At 61.9% G+C, this 15,904-nt stretch carries 11 protein-coding genes and 1 pseudogene; 9 read left to right on the plus strand and 3 right to left on the minus strand.

The genetic code is table 11. The features are described 5' to 3' along the window. Window positions 1-85: 85 nt before the first annotated feature. A complete protein-coding gene (locus tag BUE09_RS06635) occupies window positions 86-586 on the minus strand; it encodes a CinA family protein (RefSeq protein WP_073299899.1) in 501 nt (166 codons plus the stop codon). 302 nt (window positions 587-888) lie between these two features. On the opposite strand from BUE09_RS06635, the gene glgA reads away from it, so the two are divergent. From glgA to BUE09_RS06670, 7 genes are all read left to right on the plus strand, one after another. Then, entirely contained in the window at window positions 889-2,439 is a 1,551-nt protein-coding gene (glgA, locus tag BUE09_RS06640) for a glycogen synthase GlgA (protein ID WP_073299900.1), read from the plus strand. A 12-nt stretch (window positions 2,440-2,451) separates the two neighbouring features. Next, entirely contained in the window at window positions 2,452-4,233 is a 1,782-nt protein-coding gene (treZ, locus tag BUE09_RS06645; protein ID WP_073299901.1) for a malto-oligosyltrehalose trehalohydrolase, read from the plus strand. Continuing rightward, complete coding sequence (gene malQ, locus BUE09_RS06650) at window positions 4,233-6,311, plus strand: 4-alpha-glucanotransferase (RefSeq protein ID WP_073299902.1); 2,079 nt, start codon at window positions 4,233-4,235, stop codon at window positions 6,309-6,311. Before treZ ends, malQ begins: the two co-directional genes overlap by 1 nt. After that, window positions 6,308-9,121, plus strand: a complete 2,814-nt coding sequence (locus tag BUE09_RS06655) for a malto-oligosyltrehalose synthase (RefSeq protein ID WP_073299903.1) — start codon at window positions 6,308-6,310, stop codon at window positions 9,119-9,121. The genes malQ and BUE09_RS06655 overlap by 4 nt, the downstream gene beginning before the upstream one ends. After that, entirely contained in the window at window positions 9,118-9,513 is a 396-nt protein-coding gene (locus BUE09_RS06660) for a DUF2934 domain-containing protein (protein ID WP_073299904.1), read from the plus strand. Before BUE09_RS06655 ends, BUE09_RS06660 begins: the two co-directional genes overlap by 4 nt. Window positions 9,514-9,618: 105 nt before the next feature. Further along, window positions 9,619-11,769, plus strand: coding sequence for a glycogen debranching protein GlgX (gene glgX, locus BUE09_RS06665; protein ID WP_073299905.1), 2,151 nt, complete (start codon window positions 9,619-9,621; stop codon window positions 11,767-11,769). 238 nt (window positions 11,770-12,007) lie between these two features. After that, on the plus strand, window positions 12,008-12,862 hold the full coding sequence (locus BUE09_RS06670) for a M23 family metallopeptidase (protein WP_073299906.1): 855 nt from the start codon (window positions 12,008-12,010) through the stop codon (window positions 12,860-12,862). Window positions 12,863-12,875: 13 nt separating this feature from the next. Here BUE09_RS06670 and BUE09_RS06675 read toward each other — a convergent pair whose 3' ends face one another. Beyond that, on the minus strand, window positions 12,876-13,154 hold the full coding sequence (locus BUE09_RS06675; RefSeq protein ID WP_073299907.1) for a DUF2218 domain-containing protein: 279 nt from the start codon (window positions 13,152-13,154) through the stop codon (window positions 12,876-12,878). Between the two features lie 31 nt (window positions 13,155-13,185). Next, window positions 13,186-14,013, minus strand: a complete 828-nt coding sequence (locus BUE09_RS06680) for a DODA-type extradiol aromatic ring-opening family dioxygenase (protein ID WP_073299908.1) — start codon at window positions 14,011-14,013, stop codon at window positions 13,186-13,188. Window positions 14,014-14,083: 70 nt separating this feature from the next. Here BUE09_RS06680 and BUE09_RS20010 point away from each other — a divergent pair. Further along, window positions 14,084-14,369, plus strand: a pseudogene (locus tag BUE09_RS20010) (LysR substrate-binding domain-containing protein); the annotation flags it as partial. 266 nt (window positions 14,370-14,635) lie between these two features. Next, complete coding sequence (locus tag BUE09_RS06690; protein WP_073299910.1) at window positions 14,636-15,901, plus strand: zinc-dependent alcohol dehydrogenase; 1,266 nt, start codon at window positions 14,636-14,638, stop codon at window positions 15,899-15,901. Window positions 15,902-15,904 lie beyond the last annotated feature (3 nt).

Raw genomic sequence — 15,904 nt, forward strand, 5'->3', positions numbered from 1 at the left:
AGCCGTCATGCTCCGGCTGCGCTGCAATGTCGGGCGCAGCCCAACGGCGGTCACCTGTCGGTGGGTAAAGGTCATGGGTGCCGTGTCATTCGTGCGTGCGCAATTTATCCAGCAACTGCTCGTATTTGCTCGGTAACTGCTCTAGCCCGTAGCGTGCCGCCTGCTTGCGGATTTCACCCCGGTCACCCACGAACTGCACCGTCTCGCTGACACTCACCTGGCGCTCGCCTTGCATCAGCGCATAGGCGAAACACTGCGTGCCGCCGGCATCCTCTTCACTGTCGTCGGCCACCCCGGTATTGGCAATGGCGATGTCGGCGACACTGGCGTTCAGCGCGCCGATGGCCATTTCAGTAGCGACCTCTTCGCTGGTGAGGCCAAAAGTTTCGATGGTTTCGAAACTGACGTGCAGCAGCCGGTTTTTCGCTTTCGGCGAATAGACGACGAACCCACTGTCGAGCGCTTTGCCGCAACCCGGGATGTCGCCCAACAGGGAGGCCATCAGGCCACAGGTACAGGATTCCGCGGTGGTCAGCATCATCTGTTTGTCACGAAGAAACCGCACGATTTCAGCAAGGTCTTGCATGGTATTGGCTCCGGCTTTGCGCTTGAAAAACAGCTCACTTCAGTCAGATTTCCGAGGTGATTCCAAGAGGCAAAGTTCCGACCCTCTGCATTCCGCTCGAAGGTGAGAACTAATTCACAGCAGTCGGGTCTTGTTTCAAGGTAGGGCCAACGCAGCTCTACGCCGCTCCTCGCGCGGCCTCAGTACAGAAAAATTCAGCTTTGTCGTGCTCATGGTTTGCAGCGCTTTGTGTAGTGCTGCATGGACGAAACGTGCTTGAAGCAGGCCTGGCAGAGAGCCGGCCGCTTGGGGAGAGGTAGATTATGAGTATCGCAGCTGCGGACACCCGGCCCGTCCGCTTGATCAACGCACAACGCCTGGCTCCGCCGACTGAACGTCCCGTTCTGCAGTTGCGCAGCACCCAGGACGACAAGAAAAAGATTCTTTTTGTGACGTCCGAATTGACCGGTCTGGTCAAGACGGGCGGTCTGGCCGATGTGTCTGCAGCCCTGCCCCGAGCCCTCGGCGATCGGCATGACGTGCGCGTGCTCATCCCCGGCTATACACAAGTGATGCAGTGCGGCGAGCCGATTCGGATTGTCGGCAGCGTTATCTCCCAGGCTGAACTGCCGCCGTGCAAGATCGGACGCCTGGACATGCCGGACGGTCTGATCATCTACGTGGTGGTCTGCCCGGAACTTTACGAGCGTGACGGCCTGCCCTATGGCGATGAGCATGGCCAGGACTGGCCGGATAATCCGCTGCGCTTTGCCCGCCTGTGCATGGCAGCGACCGATATCGCCGACGGCACGGCGGGCATTCGCTGGACACCCGACCTGGTCCATGCCCACGACTGGCCGACCGGGCTGACACCCGCCTACATGCACTGGCGCGGCCTCACTACGCCGAGCGTGTTCACCATTCACAACCTCGCATACCAGGGCAACATCGACATGAGCCTGCGCCGTTCGCTGGCCATTCCTCTGGAAGGCTGCGGTCCCGAGCGCATGGAGTTCTACGGCGCCTTGTCGCTGCTCAAGGCCGGCATCGCCTATGCGAATCAGGTCACGACTGTCAGCGCGACCTATGCCAAGGAAATCACCACGCCTGAGTTCGGTTGCGGCATGGAAGGTTTTCTCAGCATGAAGGCACGCCAGGGCCTGCTCACCGGCTTGCTCAATGGCATCGAAGAAAGCTGGGAGCCTCGCAGCTGCTCTCATCTGGTCAGCCCGTTCGGCCCGAATGACTGGTCGGGCAAGCAGGCTAACGCAGCGCATGTTCGCGAGCTGTTCGCGCTCGATGAAGGAAACGGCCCGCTGTTCTCCGTGGTTTCTCGCCTGGTGCATCAAAAAGGCATCGACCTGACCATCGCGGTGGCCGAAACCATCGTCGCAAACGGTGGCCAGTTGGCGATCCTGGGCCGTGGCGATCCACATATCGAAGACGAAGTGCGGCACCTTGTTGAGCGTTTCCCAGGCCGCGTCGGCGCGCATATCGGGTTCAACGAAACCGACGCCCGTCGCCTGTTTGCCGGCAGCGACTTTTTGCTTATGCCATCGCGCTATGAGCCGTGCGGCCTGAGTCAGATGTACGCCCAGCGCTTTGCATCATTGCCGATAGCCCACCGCACCGGCGGCCTGGCGGACAGCATTGATGACGGCGTCACCGGGTTCCTGTTCAGCGAAGCCACCGTCGATAGCTATCGAGGCGCCGTCGAACGCGCCCTGGCGGTGCATCAGAACGCCCAATTGCTCAATGCCATGCGCTGCCGTGCCATGAGCGGGGGATTTTTCTGGAGCCACGCGATCGAACCCTATGACCGGTTGTACCAACGCCTGCTGGGCGGACGACGCGAGGTCAGTGCCACTATCTAATGAGGTTGATCAATGCAGAATAGGCCCGCCCGCAACGGGCAATACGGACCGGTGTTACTGGATAAATCCCGTACCCGGTTCAGGCTCTGGGCACCAGACGCGCAAAGCGTCAGCCTGGTGGTAGTTGGCGGCGATACGCTGCCCATGCAGGAAGGCGCTGATGGCTGGTACAGCGTCGAGGCCGATGTCGGCGCCGGCACACAGTACAGTTTCCTGATCGACAATGAGCTCCAGGTGCCGGACCCTGCGTCCCGCGCGCAGTCGGTAGATGTGCACGACCCAAGCGTAGTCGTCGATCCTGCAGCCTATACGTGGCGCAACGCGGAGTGGCCGGGCCGCCCATGGCACGAAACCGTGCTCTACGAACTGCACGTTGGTAGCTATGGCGGCTATGCGCAGATCGAACAACGTCTTCAGGCACTGGCGGACCTTGGCGTGACTGCCATCGAGCTGATGCCGCTCGCCGAATTTCCGGGTGATCGTAACTGGGGCTACGACGGTGTTCTGCTCTACGCACCGGAAGCCTCTTATGGCACACCCGATCAGCTCAAGCACCTGATCGACACCGCTCATGGCCTGGGACTGATGGTGTTCATCGACGTGGTCTACAACCACTTCGGGCCGGACGGCAATTATCTGCACCGTTACGCCAAGCATTTCTTCCGCCACGACCAGCAGACGCCTTGGGGTGACGGCATCGATTTCCGCCGTCGCGAAGTGCGCGATTTCTTCATCGACAACGCGCTGATGTGGTTGATGGACTATCGCTTCGACGGGCTGCGCCTGGACGCTGTGCACGCCATTCCCGACCCGACATTCCTTGCTGAACTGGCTGAACGCGTGCACGCGGAAGTCGAACCAGGCCGCCATGTGCATCTGGTACTGGAGAACGAACACAACCTTGCCAGCCTGCTCAGCGATGACTTCACCGCCCAGTGGAACGATGACGGTCATAACGTGCTGCATACCCTGCTCACCGACGAGAGTCAGGGCTACTACGGTGACTACCATAAGGACTCGACCAACAAGCTGGTGCGCTTCCTGGGCGAAGGATTCATCTACCAGGGCCATGAGAATCGCCGAGGCGAGTCGCGTGGCGAGCCCAGCGGCCACCTGCCCCCCACTTCATTCGTCCTGTTTCTGCAGAACCACGACCAGACCGGCAACCGTGCCTTCGGCGACCGCCTGATCAACCTGGCGCCAGCGGATGCCTTGAAGGCGGCGACCACCGTGCTGCTGCTCTCCCCCATGGTGCCGCTGCTGTTCATGGGCGAGGAATGGGGCGCGCGGGAGCCCTTCCTGTTCTTTACCAGCCACCACGGCGAGCTGGCCGATGCCGTGCGCGAAGGGCGCCGTGGCGAGTTTGCGGAATTTGCCGAATTCGCCGACGAGCACACCCGCGAGCGCATTCCCGATCCAAACGCGGTCGAGACGTATGAGGCGTCCAAACCGGACTTCAGCAAGCGCGACGAGCCCGAGCACGCTGAATGGCTCGGCCTGTATCGCCATCTGCTCAAGCTTCGCCACGCCGAAATCGTGCCGCGCCTGGAAGGCTCGCGATTCCTCGGCGCTGAAGCTTTGGGCGAGGCCGCTGCGTTGGCCCGCTGGCAACTGGGTGACCGCAGCGAATTGCGTCTGGAACTCAACTTGAGCGGCAACGACCTTGCCGTGATGCCCCCTGCCTCGACTGCGCGTTTGCTGCACAGCAGCCGTGACGGCGATTCAGGCGGCACCGACACGTTACCTGCGCGCACCGCCAGGATGTATTTGCTCGAATCAGCAGGAGTGTCTTAATGAGCGATGAGCGACTGAACCGCCTGGCAAAGGCGGCTGGCCTGTCCATCGAATGGGTTGATGCGGACGGCAGGGACCAACGCGTCAAACCGGAAGTCCTGCGTGCCGTGCTCGGCGGGCTTGGGCTACCGGCCGACAGCGATGATCAGATTGAACGCAGCCTGGAAAAACTCGACGCTGGCGCAGGGGCGGCCAGCGTGCCACCGCTGCTTACGCTGGATCAGGGCGCACCGCTGGACCTCGGCCAGTACTTCGCGCCATCGGCTCCTTACCGACTGACCCTCGAAGACGGTAGCGAGCGGGACGGAAGTCTGGATAGCCAGTCACGTCTTGCCGCCATCGATACACCCGGCTATCACCGGCTAAGTATCGCCGACCAGCAGCTCACGCTCGCCGTTGCGCCAGTCGCCTGCCCAAGCGTCCAGGACGTCGCCGGCCCGGCTGCCTGGGGGGTCACGGTGCAGCTTTACGGATTGCGGCGCCCCGGTGATGGCGGGCTCGGCGATACCCAGGCGCTCGAAGCGGTTGCTCGCAACGCAGCGGCACATGGCGCCGACGCGCTGGGCATCAGCCCGGTACATGCGATGTTCACAGGCAACAGCCAGCAATACAGCCCGTACTCACCGTCGAGCCGGCTGTTCTACAACATTCTGCACAGTGCGCCCGGCACCATACTGGGTGAAAAGCCGCTGCGCATGGCAATCGAATCCTGCGGGCTTGCCGACGAACTGCAACGCCTCGAGGCGCTCGAGCTGATCGACTGGGACGCCGCCTCGCAAGCGCGCCAATGCCTGCTGCGCACGCTGTACGAGGATTTCGCCACGGGCGGTAACGCCCAGCAGGCGGACTTCGACAGTTTTCGCGAAGCTGGCGGTGAAGCACTGGAAAACCACTGCCGCTTCGAGGCCTTGCACGCAGCCCTTCTCAGCCCGGAAGGTTTTCCACAACACTGGCGCGAATGGCCCGAGCAGTACCGCACGCCCCAGAGCCCTGCCGTCGAACAGTTCGCGCAGGAAAACGCCGCCGAAGTGAGCTATTACGCGTTCTGCCAATGGTTGATCGCGCGTGGGCTTGAGCGGGCCCAGATTGCAGCCTGCAGCGCCGGGATGAAGATCGGCCTGATCAGCGACCTGGCTGTCGGTGCCGACGGGGGCGGCAGTCAGGCCTGGAGCCGTCAGGATGAAGTGCTGGCAGCGCTCAGCGTCGGTGCACCACCAGACATCATCAACCGTCAGGGCCAGAGCTGGGGAATCTCAGCGTTCTCTCCGTGGGGCTTGAAGGCGCACGGCTACCGCGCGTTCATCGAAATGGTGCGGGCCAACCTGGCGCATGCCGGCGGCATACGCATCGACCATGTGATGGGCTTGATGCGCCTGTGGGTGATGCCTGCCGGCGCCGGCCCCACCGAAGGCGCTTACCTCAACTACCCGTTCGATGACCTGCTGCGCCTGCTCACACTGGAGGCCTGGCGGCGAAACGCCGTGGTGCTGGGCGAAGACCTCGGCACCGTGCCCGAAGGGCTGCGCGACAAATTGGCGGCGCGCAAGCTGCTGGGCATACGCGTGCTGTTCTTCGAGCGCGACCACAACGGCACATTCAAGCCGCTCGATGAATGGCCCGACAGTGCAATCGCCACCTCCACCACCCATGACCTGCCGACCATCGAAGGTTGGTGGAAAGCCCACGACGTTGACTGGCGCATCCAGGTTGGCCAGAACCGGGAAGACGAACGCCCGGCACAGCTGGAGGAACGCGAGCGCGAGCGCGCCGGGCTGCTGCGACTGTTGCGCGAGTACGCGCCGGGTGTCGAAGGTGATCTCACCGACCCCGACGTATTGGCTGATGCCTGCGCGGTTTTCATCGGCCGTACGCCGGCACCACTGGTGTTGTTCCCGGTCGAGGACGCCCTGGGGCTGCTCGAACAACCGAACATGCCCGGCACCACCGACACCCATCCCAACTGGCGGCGCCGCTACCCCGGCGACAGCGCCACCCTGCTTGACGACCCCGCCTGTTCGCACCGCCTGGAGCTGCTCTCCAGCGCGCGCAAGCAGGTCATTGGAAGCAAACATCGATGAGAGACCTTAGCGCCATGTTGCGACTGCAGTTCCATCGTGACTTCACACTCGACGATGCCACTGCGCTGGTCGACTACTTCGCCGACCTCGGCATCAGCCACTTGTACGCGTCCCCCCTGCTGACGGCGCGCCCCGGCTCGATGCACGGTTACGACGTCATCGACCCGACCCATATCAACCCGGAGCTCGGCGGTGAGCCGGCGTTGCGGCGACTGGTCGATGCCCTGCGGGCCAAGGGCATGGGTCTGATACTGGACATCGTCTCCAACCACATGGCGGTTGGCGGCTCTGGAAATCCCTGGTGGCTCGACGTGCTTGAATGGGGGCGCCGCAGCCCCTATGCACAGTTTTTCGACATCCAGTGGAATTCGCCCGATCCACTGCTCGAAGGCCAGTTGTTGGTGCCTTTCCTGGGCAGTGATTATGGCGAAGCGCTGCAGGACGGCAAGATTCCGCTGCGCCTGGATATCGAGAACGGCGCCTTCTACGCCGAACACTACGAACACCGCTTCCCCATTTCGCCGCCCACGTACGGCGAGATCCTGCGACTGACCGATCAGCCCGAATTGCGTAGCCTGGCGCAGCATTTCGATGCGCTTAAAACCGAGCCGGCGCCCTACCAGACCGCACGTGAGTTGCGTGCAGACCTGGCCCGTCTGCTGGAGGACAGCAGCACTCGGCAGACGCTGGAAGCAGCACTACGTCACTACGACTCGACCACCGAAGAAGGCTTCAAGCGCCTGCACGGCCTGCTCGAACGGCAGAACTACCGCCTCGCCAGCTGGCGTACCGCAGGGGACGACATCAACTGGCGGCGCTTCTTCGACATCAACGAGCTGGGTGGCCTGCGGGTTGAGCGGCCCGTCGTGTTCGAGGAAACGCACGCGAAGATCTTCGAGCTGATCAGCGAAGGGCTGGTCGACGGCCTGCGCATCGATCACATCGACGGGCTAGCCAATCCGCGCGGTTACTGCCGTCGCCTGCGGCGCCGTGTCGATCGGCTCAATGCGGCACGACCGGAAGGTGCGGAGCAGGATCACGTACCAATTTACGTAGAAAAGATTCTCGCCGAGGGCGAGCGTCTGCATGACGACTGGGGCGTTGACGGCACCACTGGCTATGAATTCATGAACCAGGTGTCGTTGCTATTGCACGATCCATCCGGCAAGGACGTGCTGTGTTCGCTGTGGAGCGAGACCGCTGAGCGCCCTGCCGACTTTATGGACGAGGTTTGCCAGGCGCGGCAGTTGGTGCTCACCGGCCCGCTGGCCGGCGATTTCGAAACCGTTGCGCAGGCGCTGCTGCAGGTGGCGCGCCATGACGTGATGACCCGCGACATCACCCTCGGTGCGATTCGCCGTGGGCTGCTCGAACTGATCGTGCATTTTCCGGTGTACCGCACCTACATTGCTGCCCATGGCCGACGCGAAGCTGACGAGCCGTTCTTCCAGCAGGCGCTGGCCGGAGCGCGCACCACGCTTAGCGAAGCCGATTGGCCGCTGCTCGATCTTCTTGATCGTTGGCTGGGCGGCGAAGACCTTCGCTCGTTGCCACCGGGTCCTGCGCGGCGGATTCGCCGTTATGCCTGTACCCGTTTCCAGCAGCTGACTTCGCCCGCTGCCGCCAAGGCTGTGGAAGACACCGCCTGCTACCGCTCAGGTGCACTGCTTTCGCGCAATGATGTCGGCTTCGATCCGCAGACCTTCAGCGCGTCGGTCGAGGCCTTCCATGCGGAGTGCCTGGCGCGTGCCGAGCACTTCCCACGCAACCTGCTGACTACCGCGACCCACGATCACAAACGCGGCGAAGACACCCGCGCGCGGATGACGGTGATCAGCGAGCGCGCCGAATGGTTTGCCAGTAAGGTCAAACACTGGCGCCAGCTTGCCTACGGCCAGCGCCAGGAGTTGCCGGACGGACCCGCACCCTCGCCCGGCGATGAAATGTTGCTGTATCAGGTGCTGCTTGGCTGCTGGCCGCTGGACCTGAAGGCTGACGACAAGTCGGCCATGGAAACCTTCTGCGAGCGGATCATCCAATGGCAGGAAAAGGCCGTGCGCGAGGCCAAGTTGCGCAGCACCTGGACCGATCCGAACAGCGATTACGAAGGCGCCTGCCAGCATTACCTGCGCGCCCTGCTTCTGGGTGACGAATGCAAGACGCTGCGCGACGACATCGCCGCAGCCGCTGCCGAGCTGGCCCCTGCCGGCGCGCTGAACAGCCTTACCCAGACATTTCTGCGCATGACCACGCCGGGCGTGCCCGACCTGTATCAAGGTGCGGACTACTGGGATTTCAGCCTGGTCGACCCGGACAACCGCCGCCCCGTCGACTTTGACCGTCGTTGCGCCACATTCCGCCTGGACGCGCAGCCTGCCGAGCTCATGGAGAACTGGCAGGACGGTCGCATCAAGCAATGGCTGATCGCGAACACACTGAGGCTGCGTCGTGCTCACCCACGCCTGTTCACCGAAGGACGCTACGTTCCTTTGAAGGTCGAAGGCGAGCATGCCGAGAGCCTGATCGCCTTCGCCCGTGAGCTCGACGGCAACTGGCTGATCGTGATCGCCGCGCGCCTGGCCTATGGCTTGCTTGGCGACAGCCAGACACCCCAGATTCCGACTGAGCGCTGGGGCGACACCCAGGTTCGATTGCCCGATGCGCTGAGCGGTCAAGCAATGGAGCGACTTTTCGGCGGAATAACAGTCACACCCACACAAGAAGTTTTAAGCGTGCCCGAAGTTTTGCAGCACCTGCCCTTTGCGCTTTTACAGCTAACAACGAGTTCAACAGGAGAATCAGAACAATGACTAAACACGAGCAGCGCATCCGCGAGTTGGCCTACGACATCTGGGTTTCGGAAGGCCGCCCGCACGGGCAGGACGAACGTCATTGGGAGATGGCCCGCAAGCTGGCCGAAGCGGAAAACGATACCTCTGAATCAAAGCCTGCAGCCCGGACGCGTAAAGCAGTTACAAAACCAACGGATGCCACCCCTGCTGACAAACCCGCCAAGGTGACCAAGGCAGCCAAGCCTGCGAAGGAAGCCAAGGAGCCGAAAGACGTTAAGCCAGCCAAGCCAGCGGTCGCACCGGCCAAGGGGACTGCACGTCCCAAAGCCAAAGCAGGTACCGATGCAGCCGAGGGCACCCCGGAAGGCGTCAAGAAACCCCGCGCACCTCGCGCCAAGAAAGAAAGCTGAACGACACCGCGCCACAAGTCCAAACCAGTCCTCGAAGAGGGCTGGCGGGCTGTGGCGTCCCATCACCTTGAACAGCACCTACCAAGAGTTGCCATCGGAGATTTCATGCGTAGAAACAAACCTGCGGCGCCTCAAATTCTGGTGCCTTCGCGTATTCGCGAAGGACAGCCCTTCCCGCTTGGCGCCACCTGGGACGGATTAGGGGTTAACTTCGCGATCTTTTCCGCGAACGCCACCAAGGTTGAGCTGTGTCTGTTCGATGCCGATGGCGAAACCGAGCTCGAGCGCATCGAGCTGCCCGAATACACTGACGAAATCTGGCACGGTTACCTGCCCGATGCCCATCCAGGGCAGATCTATGGCTACCGCGTGCATGGCCCATATGCGCCGGATGCCGGACACCGCTTCAACCCGAATAAGCTGCTGATCGATCCCTATGCCAAGCAACTGGTCGGCGGGCTTAAGTGGTCCGAGGCACTGTTCGGCTACACCATCGGCCACGCCGACGCGGACCTGAGCTATGACGAGCGCGACAGTGCGCCCTTCGTGCCAAAGTCCAAGATCATCGACCCCGCTTTCACCTGGGGGCACGACCGCCCGGTACAGGTGCCCTGGGATCGCACGATCATCTACGAAACCCACGTGCGTGGGTTCACCATGCAGCACCCGGCAGTACCCGAGGACATGCGCGGCACCTTTGGCGGCTTCAAAACGCCGGAGGTGATCGATTACGTGCGCAAGCTCGGCGTGTCCTCCATCGAGTTTCTGCCGATCCACGGCTTCGTGCAGGATCAGCATCTGCTTGAAAAAGGGATGAGCAACTACTGGGGCTACAACAGCATCGCTTTCTTCGCGCCGCATCCGAAATATTTGGCGAGCGGGAAGATCAGCGAATTCAAGGAAATGGTCGCGCACCTGCACAACGCGGATCTCGAAGTCATCCTCGACGTGGTCTACAACCACACCGCCGAAGGCAACGAGCTGGGCCCAACGCTTTCCATGCGTGGCATCGATAACGCCTCCTACTACCGGCTGATGCCCGACGAGAAGCGTTACTACATCAACGATTCCGGAACCGGCAACACGTTGGACATGAGTCACCCCTGTGTCCTGCAAATGGTCACCGACTCCCTGCGCTACTGGGCCGAAGAAATGCACGTCGATGGCTTCCGCTTCGACCTGGCGACCATTCTCGGCCGCGAGCACGACGGGTATGACGAGCGCCACGGTTTCCTCGTCGCCTGCCGTCAGGACCCGGTGCTGGCCAAGACCAAACTCATCGCCGAACCCTGGGACTGTGGCCCCGGCGGTTATCAGGTCGGTGGCTTCCCGCCCGGTTGGGCCGAATGGAACGACCAGTATCGCGACACCGTGCGCGCGTTCTGGAAAGGCGATGGCGATCAGCTGCCGGACTTTGCGGCGCGCCTGACCGGTTCCGGCGACCTGTTCAATCAGCGTGGCCGCCGCCCGTTCAGCTCGGTGAACTTCATCACTGCACATGACGGCTTCACCCTGAATGACCTCGTGTCGTATAACGACAAGCACAACGAGGCCAATGACGAAGACAACCGCGACGGCAGCAACAACAACATCTCCTGGAACCATGGTGCGGAAGGCTCGACCGACGATCCGGAGATCAACGAACTGCGCTTCCGGCAGATGCGTAACTTCTTCGGCACCCTTTTGTTCTCACAGGGCACGCCGATGATCGTCGCCGGTGACGAGTTCGCACGCACCCAGAACGGCAACAACAATGCCTACTGCCAGGACAGCGAAATCGGCTGGGTCAACTGGGATATCTCCGAGGATGGCCGCGCGCTGCAGGCCTTCGTGCGCAAGCTGATCCGGTTGCGTCAGCGCTACCCGATGCTGCGTCGTGGACGCTTCCTCGTCGGCGCCTATAACGAAGAGCTGGGCGTCAAGGATGTGACCTGGCTGGCACCACACGGCGAGGAGATGACCATCGAGCACTGGGAAGACGGCAACAACCGGTGCATGGGCATGCTGCTCGATGGTCGGGCGCAGCCCACCGGTATCCGCAAGACCGGCTCGGACGCGACGCTGCTGATCATCGTCAATGCTCATCATGATGTGGTCAATTTCGCACTACCCGAGGTGCCTCAGGGCATCTATTGGAACCGCCTGATTGATACCAACAACCCCAACGCCCGATCCGAGCGTTTCGACTTCAACAACGAGTACGCCCTCACCGGCCGCTCGCTGTTGCTGTTCGAGCTGATCAAGGAAGAGGAATAGCGGGCAAGCAGGCACCGACCTGACAACAGTTGCGTTCAAAGCCCCGGTCTCCGGGGCTTTTTTGTTCCTGCAGGACAACAACCACCAGCACTCAACCGTTCGTTTGAACTCGACGTGCGGTATGGAACCCCACCAACCACCTCCAGTCCCAACCCACAGCGCGACGTTCATGAACCTACGGATTTGTTCCTGCCAGTCGCGGGCAGAGAGTGTCCCTTCCGTGACGGATCACCTCTTTATGCATCTCACTCGGCTGATCATTTCTTTCGTTCTGCTGACCTTCGGCTCCATCGTTGCCCTGCCCTTGCTCGCCAGTGGCACTATCAGCAATGCGACGCTGCCTGCTGCCAAACCGGGCACCGTAAAGCTGTTCGTCAACCGTGTCGGCTCGGGCAAAGCGATGGACGTACGCAACGATACCGACGTTCCGGTCGAAGTCGTGCTGCGCCTGACGCACATGGTCAACGTCACTGGTGTTGGCAAAGGCCTGGTCCGCAAGACAGTGCCAGCACGGACCCGTATGCGCGTCGCCACGTTGCGCAAGCGCCAACCCGGCTATCCATTGATGTACCAGCACTCGTTCAGCTACTCGCTGATCTATTCACCTGAGCCGGGCAAAAAGGGTTCCGTCGGCGGTTATGCCTATGCCCTCCCCTGGAAAGGCGGACCGTTCTCCATTTCGCAGGGCGCTGGCGGTGACTATAGCCACACCTCGCCCAAGGGCCGTTACGCGATCGATATCGCCATGCCGGAGGGCACACCCATCGTGGCGGCGCGTGCGGGAACGGTGTTGAAGGCGCGTGATGGGCAGCACGGGCGGATGCCCAACCCCGCTGGCAACTACGTGCGAATCCTGCACGACGACGGCACGCATAGCGCATACCTGCACCTGAGGCGCGGTTCAGTGAAGGTTAAAGCAGGGCAACAGGTAAAGGTCGGCAGTCTGCTTGGCCAGTCCGGCAATACCGGTCGTAGCACTGGGCCGCACCTGCATTTCGTCGTTCAGAAAGCTTATGGCGACTCGATGCTGTCGATTCCTTTCCGATTTTCACAACCGGTCAGTACGCTGCCGAACTTCGCCAGCAACAACTGACCGCGACAGCGGTTCAGCGCTGCCAGGCAAATTTGAACGTCTCGTCGGCTGACATGCGCTGCAGGTGGTCAGCCACAACGCCTTCCCGCGTCAGCTGTTCCTCGTCCGCGGTCTGCAAGGTCGCGGTCAGGCTGTTTTCTCCTGCCGTCAGCGAGCACTGAGTATCGCCCAAGGCGATACGGCCGTGCTGGTCATCGAAGTCCACCTCGAACTTATGGCTCCAATGTTTGCAAAGACGCCGGATCAGACGGCTCGGATCAGTGGTCTGGATCTGTACGGTGGAGCTGAGCATGAGAGACCTCTTTTCTGAATGGGCTAGTTAATCAATCAAACCGGTACGCCGACAGCGTCGTATGCATGACGCGATCGGTGAATACCTTGCGCCCCGCCCCGTCCGCCGCAGCACCGGCCGCCACCATCAGCGGCAGTAGGTGTTCTTCACCACGGGGCGGATGACAAAGCCGCGCCGAAGGCGCCTGCTCCCAACCCTGCAGCAGCACCTCACGATCCGGGGGCGGGGCGCTGACGGCGTCGGTCAACCATTGATCGAACTCATCCGAAATCGGCGCAAACCGCGGATCGCCATAGCCACGCATGTTGTGGAAACTCATGCCGCTCCCGACGATCAACACGCCTTCGTCACGCAGCGCGGCGATGGCGCGACCAATAGCGAGATGGGTCGCCGCGTCCAGATCGCGTTGCAGCGACAGCTGCACCACCGGCACGTCTGCCTCGGCAAACATCAGCTTTAGCGGGATGAAGGTGCCGTGGTCGTAGCCGCGCTGCCCGTCCTCGCCCGCCGCAATGCCAGCCTCACCAAGCAACTTGACCAGCCGTGCCGCCAGCGTCGGATCGCCTGGTGCCGGGTACTCCAAGGCGTAGGTGTGCGCGGGAAATCCGTTGTAGTCATAGATGAGGCCGGGGCGTGCGTTCGCGGTGACCATGACGCGGGGCTCCAGCCAATGCCCGGAGATCAACACAATCGCACGGGGACGCTGCGGCAAGGTTGCGCCGACCGATCGGAGAAAGGCAGCCATCGCATCCCAGGCATCGATCGGGTTCCATTCCATGAAAAAACAAGGGCCGGCACCGTGCGGCACGAACAGCGTTGGCATCCGAGTTTGTGGCGTGATGGTCGTGTGTTCATTCATGGCATCGTCATCTTGAGCAGGTGGATGCACAGTATGGATCAGCCAGGTTGACCTTATCGCTAACAGCTGAGACATGGCGGTGCGAATCGGCCGCCTCACCGACAGTTCGTTGCAGGCCCGCCGCCTGACAGATTGCCCGATGTGGGTGTACGCCTCGCCCGGTTACCTGCCCCGGCATGGCGTGCCAAGGCGGGTGAGCGATCTGTCGCAGGATAATTGCCTGGGTTATAGCCTGTCGGACCTGCTGGGCGGTCGGGAATGGCCCGGCCGGAGAGTTCCGCGTGCCCGTTCAGGGCAACCTGGTCGCCAATAACGGCGCGGCGCCGGTGGCAGCCGCCGTCGGTGACCAAGGGCTGAATAAACACCAAATACCGATGCTGAGCGGCCGCGGCGGCGGCGCAGCGGAAAAAAAGATGAACCGGGCAAGCCACCGTCAGTCCGAATGAAAGGAGCAGGTTGCACCAGCAGCGTGCCGCGTCGCCCCGCCTATAAAGGCCAGGCGCACCCAAGGATTTTTCAGTCCAGCTGTCCCAGCTCGGCTGATCTGCAGGATGTCACTCACCATTCATTCAGACCAATCGAAGCCCGGCCAGGCGCGATTGGACCGTTTATGGAGACGCCCATGAAAGCTGTTGTCTATCACGATGTCGGCGACATACGCCTCGAAGACGTACCCGACCCCAAGATCGAAGCCCCGACCGACGCCATTGTGCGCATCACTGCCTCAGCCATCTGCGGAACGGATCTGCACTTCGTGCGCGGCACCTTCAGCGGCATGAAGCCCGGCACCATTCTTGGCCACGAAGCAGTCGGCATTGTTGAAGAGCTCGGCGACGATGTGCGCAACCTGCAAATCGGCGATCGTGTGGTGGTTCCCTCGACCATCGCTTGCGGCAACTGCTCGTACTGCCGCTCCGGCTATTTTGCTCAGTGCGACGTGGCCAACCCCAACGGCAAGGAAGCGGGCACTTCGTTCTTCGGTGGCCCGGCCGCAACCGGTCCGTTCAACGGCCTGCAAGCCGAAAAGGCGCGCATTCCCTTCGCCAACATCGGCCTGGTGAAGCTGCCACCGGAAATCAGTGATGACCAGGCAATCCTGCTCTCGGACATTTTCCCAACCGGCTATTTCGGCGCGGAGATGGCCGAGATCAAAGCCGGCGACACGGTAGCGGTGTTCGGTTGCGGCCCGGTCGGCCAATTCGCCATTGCCAGCGCCAAATTGCTGGGTGCCGGGCGCGTCTTTGCCATCGATCAGTTTGATGACCGTTTGCGCATGGCCCAGCGCCAGGGTGCGGAGATCATCGACTTCAATCGCGAAGACCCGATCGAAACGCTTAAGAGGCTGACCGGCGGGATTGGCGTCGACCGCGTGATTGACGCCGTGGGCGTCGATGCGGAACACGGTTGCTGCGGTGGCAAACCTGCCGACGGTACGAACCTCGACCAGAACGCCAAGTGGCAGCCGGGCGACGGTCCGTCCCAGGTGCTGGAATGGGGTGTGGAGTGTCTGGCGAAGGCCGGCACCCTGTCGATTATCGGCGTGTATCCACCGGATGCCATGACCTTCCCTATCGGAAAGGCGATGAACAAGAACATCACCATGAACATGGGTAACTGTCACCACCGCAAGTACATCCCGCGGCTGATCGAGATGATCCAGGCGCGACGTATCGACCCGACGAAGATTCTCACGCAGGTCAAGCCGATGAGCGATGTCATCGCCGCATTCGAAGCGTTCGATCGGCGCGAGGGCGGTTGGATCAAGGTCGAGCTGAAGCCTCAGCGCGAGGGTTCGGAGGTTTCCGGCTCGAAGGAAGCACTGGTCGACGAGGCCATTGCCGACACCTTCCCTGCCAGCGACCCAACCAGCATGCAAAGCCCCCGCTAGGCC

This window comes from Stutzerimonas xanthomarina DSM 18231 (assembly GCF_900129835.1).
GTDB lineage: Bacteria > Pseudomonadota > Gammaproteobacteria > Pseudomonadales > Pseudomonadaceae > Stutzerimonas > Stutzerimonas xanthomarina.